Origin of the sequence: Flavobacterium chungnamense, from assembly GCF_039539165.1 — a bacterium.
In the GTDB taxonomy this organism is placed as follows: domain Bacteria; phylum Bacteroidota; class Bacteroidia; order Flavobacteriales; family Flavobacteriaceae; genus Flavobacterium; species Flavobacterium chungnamense.
In genome coordinates this window covers 19704-27026 of the sequence record NZ_BAABCS010000013.1, presented here as the reverse complement: position 1 = coordinate 27026, position 7323 = coordinate 19704, and the positions used below count along the sequence as shown (strand labels likewise).

General features: G+C 30.1%; 3 protein-coding genes. 1 reads left to right on the top strand and 2 read right to left on the bottom strand.

Annotated features, from left to right (window positions below; genetic code table 11):
- Positions 1-216: 216 nt before the first annotated feature.
- Together ABD771_RS06150 and gldJ are read right to left on the bottom strand one after the other, a co-directional pair.
- Positions 217-1500: a UDP-N-acetylmuramoyl-tripeptide--D-alanyl-D-alanine ligase gene (locus ABD771_RS06150; protein WP_345092161.1), complete on the bottom strand. Its 1284-nt coding sequence runs from the start codon at positions 1498-1500 to the stop codon at positions 217-219.
- 1 nt (position 1501) lies between these two features.
- Positions 1502-3217: a gliding motility lipoprotein GldJ gene (gene gldJ / locus ABD771_RS06145; RefSeq protein ID WP_345092158.1), complete on the bottom strand. Its 1716-nt coding sequence runs from the start codon at positions 3215-3217 to the stop codon at positions 1502-1504.
- Between the two features lie 197 nt (positions 3218-3414).
- Here gldJ and porU point away from each other — a divergent pair, with 197 nt between their 5' ends.
- Positions 3415-7242: a type IX secretion system sortase PorU gene (porU, locus tag ABD771_RS06140; RefSeq protein ID WP_345092155.1), complete on the top strand. Its 3828-nt coding sequence runs from the start codon at positions 3415-3417 to the stop codon at positions 7240-7242.
- The last annotated feature ends 81 nt before the right edge of the window (positions 7243-7323 follow it).

The following is a 7323-nucleotide window of genomic DNA, read 5'->3' as shown; positions in this document are numbered from 1 at the left end:
TACATAGTTGTTGTGGAATCACATATTCTGGATAATGCTAAATTGCGTGAGTGATAGAAGCGGCATCCTTTTCTTTTTTTAAAAGAAAAGATATAGCGGATAGCAGGAGCCTTATGGCACGCCATAAAATTATGCTAAGCATCGTTAATAAAATAGTAAAGTCTAGAGCTACTGGTTTGTTTGAGAGTGTTGTAAAAAAGGGTAATAATTTATTAATTAAATATACTCTAGTACTCTTTCTAAAGCCATTCCACGTGAACCTTTTATTAAAATAGTTTTGTTTGAAAAATGATTTTCATTAAGAAAGAGAACAAATGATTCAAAGTCTTTATAAAAGAAGTGATTACTTTTAATGTTTTTATTTAAATAAAAATCTTTTCCAATAAAATGACAAATTGTTTCTTCTTCACTTTTTAAATATTCGACTATGGATTTGTGTTCTTCTATGCTTTCTTTACCTAATTCAAACATATCGCCAATTATGATAACTTTATTGGTTTTTGCTAATTGTAAAAAATTTTCTAATGCTACTAACATGCTACTAGGATTTGCGTTATAGGCATCTAAAATGATTTCATTTGTGTTTTTTGAGAGTAATTGAGAACGATTGTTGTCGGGAATATAACTTTCTATAGAGCTCTTTATATCTTCATCAGAAATGCCAAAATAATGGCCAATTGTTATAGATGCATTTATATTATTTGCATTATAAAGTCCAATTAAATGTGATTGTATGACTGAATTATTGAAATGAATGTTGACAAACGGATTTGCAGTAATGCTTTTTATAAAAACATTTGCTTTGTCCATTTCAGTGCTAAATGTTATTCTATTTATGTCTCTAGTTTTTTCTTCTTGTATTTTATCATCAATATTTACAAAAACTTTTTTATCATTAAGTCTAATGTAGTCATACATTTCGCTTTTGCCTTTTATTACTCCTTCAACACCTCCAAATCCCTCTAAATGTGCTTTTCCAAAATTTGTAATATATCCAAAATCTGGATTTGTAATTTCACATAAAAATTGAATTTCTTTTTGATGATTAGCACCCATTTCAACAATTCCAATTTCAGTTTCCCTATTGAAAGTTAAAATTGTTAAAGGAACTCCTATGTGATTGTTTAAATTTCCTAATGTAGCTTTAGTTTTATATTTTTTTGATAGTACAGTTTGTATTAATTCTTTAGTTGTAGTTTTTCCATTGCTACCTGTTAATGCTATTATAGGTAGTTTTAGATAGTTTCTGTGATATTTTGCTAATTCTTGTAAAGTAACTAAACTGTTTTTCACAATAATAGTTCTATGATCGATGTAATAATCTGGATTATCAATTATAGCGTATATAGCACCTTTTTCTAATGCTTCTTTTGCAAATGTATTAGCATCATATTTTTCGCCTTTTATAGCAACAAAGAATGACTTTGGGTTTACTTTTCTTGTGTCGATTACAATATCATTTGATATTAAAAATAGCTTGTGGATATTTTTTATGTCCATATTATNATTTTTTTGAATCAGATTTAGGCCCTACTCTAGACATTGCACATCTAAAACCTATATAGTCAGTAGCCATATCTTGAGGGAAGTATCTTCTTTGTGCAGGATCTAACCAATAAGCTCTATCTCTCCAAGAACCACCTTTATATACTCTAACATCATCATTTACTAATGTAGTTCTTTTACTTGACTTGTCAAATTTACGAATCATGTTTCCAATACTATCTGTAGATACATTGTGTTTTGGAGAATCATACATTCTTTGTTCGTCTTTCAACTTACCATCACCTTCTTCTGATGAACCAAAATCAAAATATCTAGTAGATTGTTTGTCACCATCTCTATAATTTCTATGGTCGCTTTTGTCAAAGTTTTGTCTTAAATAAGTTTCTTTTTCATCAACAGGAACCTGAGCTATTTGCCCAATAAAGTTTCTTGCCATAACTCTACCATTTGGTAAAGTATCAAATGTTTGAGTTTCTTGAGTAACTAATTCTACTTTTCCGTCTTCACCAATTTTATTCTTAGTGTAAACGTTACCTCTAAAATAGTTAAAGTCATTTGCTTCATCATCAATTATTGGTCTGTAAACGTCAGCTACCCATTCAGCAACGTTACCTGCCATGTCATAAAGACCAAAATCGTTTGGAGGATATGATTTAACTTTATTTGTAATATCAGCGCCATCATCAGACCATCCTGCTATTCCGCCATAATCTCCTTTTCCTTGTTTGAAGTTTGCTAACTGATCACCTTTAATTTGTCTTTTTCCAGAACGTGTATAACTTCCAGACCAAGGGTATTTCTTTTGACCTTTATAGATATTGTATTCTCTTTGTCCTACGTCAGCAGCAGCAGCATATTCCCATTCTGCTTCTGTTGGTAGTCTGTACTCTGGTAAAATTAAACCTGAAGTTCTCTGTGCGTAAACATTTTTAGCACCACTATTTCCATTTGCATTTGCAGTTCCTCCACCAGCGCCAGCAGCGCCATTGTTTTTAGCACCACCTTTTTGTCCTTTTTGTAAAACAATTTCTTGATTTCCACCATAAGTTTTAGTAGGAGCAGCAAGATAAGTTTCTGTGTCAAATGTTGCATCAGCTTTAACATCTACAACTTTTGAATCTTTTTTCAAAAATCTTTGTTGTTCTAATATAGATTCATTTACTCTATTTGTTCTCCATTTTGCAAATTCAGTTGCTTGAATCCAGTTAACACCTACTACAGGATATTCAGCATATGCTGGATGTCTTAAATAGTTATTTGTCATGGTTTCATTGTAACCTAATCTGTTTCTCCAAACTAGAGTATCAGGTGAAGCACCTTCATAGATATTTTTATAATTGTCTTCTTCTGGAGGAAATACTCTTTTTAACCAATCAAGATATTCCATGTACATCAAGTTGGTTACTTCAGTTTCATCCATGTAAAAAGACTGAACATGTTGTTGATTTGGTGTGTTGTTCCAATCATGCATTGGATCATCTTGAACTTTACCCATTGTAAAAGTTCCACCTTCAACTAACACTAATCCTGGGCCAGTTGCTTGCTTTTTAAATTTAGAAGCATACTGAAATCCACCTTTTTTGTCATTAATTTTCCATCCAGTAGCTTTTGATCCACCTTTAGAATTCGATTTTTTGCTACAACTTGATACACTAGCCATTAATGCTAGTACAAGTAACAACCTGATTGCCATAAATTTGTTTACTTTCATACTCTTAGTAGGTAATAAATTTTCGAGGCGCAATATAAGAATTAACCTTGAAATTGCAACATCTTTTTTAATAATAGTAAAAATTATTTTTCTTCAACTATTTATTAACGTTAACTTGTGTTTATTATTGTATGTCAAATATTAATTTTATTTTTACATTCAGTAATATTTAAAAAATAATTACGTTAATATCTACTATGAAAAAGATTTATTTTTATTTATTTCTATTTAGCAGTGTTTTGGTTTTTGCACAGCAAAGTAAAAATATAACTATCGATTGGATTGATAAAACTAATTATTCGTTCGGCGAATATAAAGTTAATGTTCCTGTTTTTAAAACAGATAGTTATAATTTTGATTTTGCAAAGAAAGAAATTTTTTTCACAAGTAAAGTGGAAGTTAGTGATTTAATTGATGAAAATTCTTTGATGATTTCTGATGTTGTCTATGAAGGAATTCTAGAGAGTCAACTAGGAGATTTAAATAAAGAAAATATTAAAAATTCTATTTCAGCATCATTAAAAAATGTTATCGCTCGAGATAAAAAATATGTTGTCTTGCAATTTTATCCAATTATTAAAGATGGTATTGGTTATAAAAAGGTAAAATCACTTACTTACACATTCAATATTTCTTCTGTTTCTAATAAAATTAATTCTATTCAAAATCAATTTAGTATTTCTAATTCAGTTCTATCTAGTGGAAAATGGAATCGTTTTTATGTTGAAAAATCTGGTGTTTATAAATTATCTAAATCGTTTCTTTCTAGTTTAGGATTTGATATGAATTCTGTAAATCCAACTAAAATTAAGATTTATGGAAATGGTGGACGAATGCTTCCTTTGTCAAATTCTGAATATTATCCGGATGACTTAGAGGAAAATGCTATTGAAGTTATTGGAGAACAAGATGGTTCTTTTGATAATGATGATTATATTTTGTTCTATGCGGAAGGAGTTGATAATTGGAGTCAAGAAAATGAAACACATTTAAATTTATATTCTGAAAGATCTTATTATTACGTAAATGTTATTGGAGCTGATGGAAAAAGAATAAGTTTAATGTCACAACCTTCCGCTGGGTCTACTTTGAATTTGACCACGTTTGATGATTATCAATTTCACGAGGTTGATTTGACTAATATTGGTAGATTAGGTAGGGTTTGGTTTGGTGAAAACTTCAATATAGATGACGAACAAACATTCGATTTTAACTTTCCAAACATTGTTGCAAGTTCTCCAGCAAAAGTGACTGTTCATACAGGTGGAAATTCTTTCGTTGACACCTCATTTTCAATAGCTGTAAATGCACTAAATATCGGAACAATAAATTTGCCAGAAGTTGATTTAAATTCTGGAACTGAAGCTTCTCACGGTTCAATAGTTTCTAATGTGCCAGGAGCAACAAATTTTAATGTTAAACTTACCTATAATAATAATGGTGTTCCAACTTCTAAAGGTTACTTAGATTACATAAGTATTTCATGTAAAAGTAATTTAACGGGTTTTGGTAAACAATTTAGATTTACATACAATGATGCGCCGCTGCAAACAGGTGTTGCACAATATGAGTTATCAAATGCAACTGGAATTTCTCAAATATGGGATATTACCGATATTTATAATGTTACTTCTGTTAAAAATCCAAATCAAAATAGTTTTTCTTTCAAATCTAATTTAGGAATTAAAAAAAAATATATTGCTATTGACGAATCAGATTTATATACTCCACTTAAAGAAAGTAATGCATCAGTTACAAATCAAGATGTAAAAGGCACAATATTTAATAATGCTCAAGGAAATTTTGAAGACATAGATTACCTTATCATTACACCAAGATCAATAAATGCACAAGCAGAAAAATTAGCCAACTTTCATAGAAGTTATTCTAATTTGAATGTCAAAGTAGTAAATCTTGATAATATTTATCAAGAGTTTGGTGGTGGTAAACAAGATATTGGAGCTATCAGAAATTTTGTAAAATATGTATATCATAATGCTTCTTCACCAAGTGAAAGAGTTAAATATTTGAATTTGTTTGGTGATGCTTCATTTGATTTTAAAGACAGAATTCCGAATAACACAAATGTAGTGCCAATTTATCATGCAACAAATAGTTATTATTCAGGAGAATTGTCATTTGCTTCAGATGATTTTTTTGCTTTAATGGACACAAACGAAGGCGATCCTTTTTATTCTTTTGCTGCTGATATTGCTGTTGGAAGAATGTTAGTTTCATCGGTTCAACAAGCAGAAGAAATGGTAAATAAAGTTATAGAGTATCATGATATAAAATCTTATGGTAGTTGGAGAAATAACTATGTGGCAATTTCGGATGATTCTGATAAAGATCCAGATGCTTCATTGCAAATAAAGCAAAATAACTTAACAGATGTTATTTATGCTCAAAAGCAATTTATAAATTTCAAGAAAATTCTATTGGATTCCTATCAACAGCAAACTTCAGCTGGTGGAGAGCGATATCCACAAGCAAATGAAGATATAACTAATGCATTCGAGAAAGGAGCTTTGGTTTTTAATTATCTAGGACATGGAGGAGAAGACGGTTTAACAGGTGAAAGAATCTGGGATAAATTTGATGGTTATGATTTTAATAATCGTTATCGATATCCTTTATTTATTACAATCACTTGTGAATTTTCGAGATTTGATAATCCATATCGACCAACTGCAGGAGAATATACTTACTGGAATCCAAAAGGAGGTGCTATATCTATGATTACTACAATTAGGTCAATTGGGCAATACAATGCTGAAATATTTAATGATATTTTGGCTGAGAAACTGTTTTCTTATGGATCTAATCAATATGTATCAATTGCAGAAGCATTGCGTCTTGCTAAAGCTTCAAGTAATAATAATTCTTCGACTAGAGTTGTTGCTTATCTTGGTGATCCCGCATTAATGCTTTCTATTCCAAAGCCAAAAGTTGTTTTGACAAAAGTAAATGATGTTTCAATTACCCAACCTATTGATGATTTAAAAGCCTTGAGTTATGTTAAATTATCAGGTGAAGTTCAAGACGAAAATGGAAATTTACTTTCTTCTTATAATGGTGAGTTAGCAGTAAATGTTTTTGATAAAAATTACAACAAGTCAACTTTTGATAATGACGGATATAGTCCTGTAATGAGTTTTGTTAATCTTGGGGAAACTATTTTTAGAGGAAATGCTTCCGTAAATAACGGTAAATTTGAGTTTGGATTTGTGGTGCCAAGAGATATTAAAATTCCTCTAGGAAATGGTAGAGTGAGTTTTTATGCGAAAAGAGATCAAGTGCTTCTAGATAAAACAGGTTATAATATAGATATAAAAGTTGGAGGTATAAATACAAATGCAGTTGCAGATAATACTCCTCCAAGAGTTCGTTTGTATATGAATGATGAAAGTTTTGTGAATGGTGGAATAACAAATGAATCGCCTTTCTTTTTGGCTTTTGTAGAAGACGAGCATGGAATCAATACAGCTAGTGGAATTGGTCATGATATTGTAGCAATTTTAGATGGTGATGAAACAAAACCATACATCTTAAATGATTATTATGAAACAGAACTGAATGATTACACCAAAGGTAAAATCAGATTTCCTTTCAGAAATTTGTCAAAAGGATTGCATACAATTGTTTTTAAAGCATGGGATGTTTACAATAATTTTATTTCAGCGGAAATACAGTTTGTAGTTGCCGATAGTGGTGATATTACTTTAACAAATGTGTTAAATTATCCAAATCCATTTGTGAGTTACACTCAGTTTTGGTTTAATCATAACAAACCTTTTGAGCCTTTAGAAGTACAAGTTCAAATTATGACAATTACCGGAAAAGTGGTAAAAACAATTAATCAAACAGTTACTACTGAAGGATTTTTATCAAGAGAGGTTTCATGGGATGGAAAGGATGATTTTGGAGACAAAATCGGTAAAGGAGTTTATATTTATAAATTGACAGTTCGTTCAACTGTTTCAAACAATAAGTCAGAAAAAATAGAAAAACTTGTTATACTTTAAGAAAATGCTATATTTGTTAAATAATAATATTATAAAAATGAAATTGGAAATTCAAAAGAACGCGAAAAATAACCTTAAAAG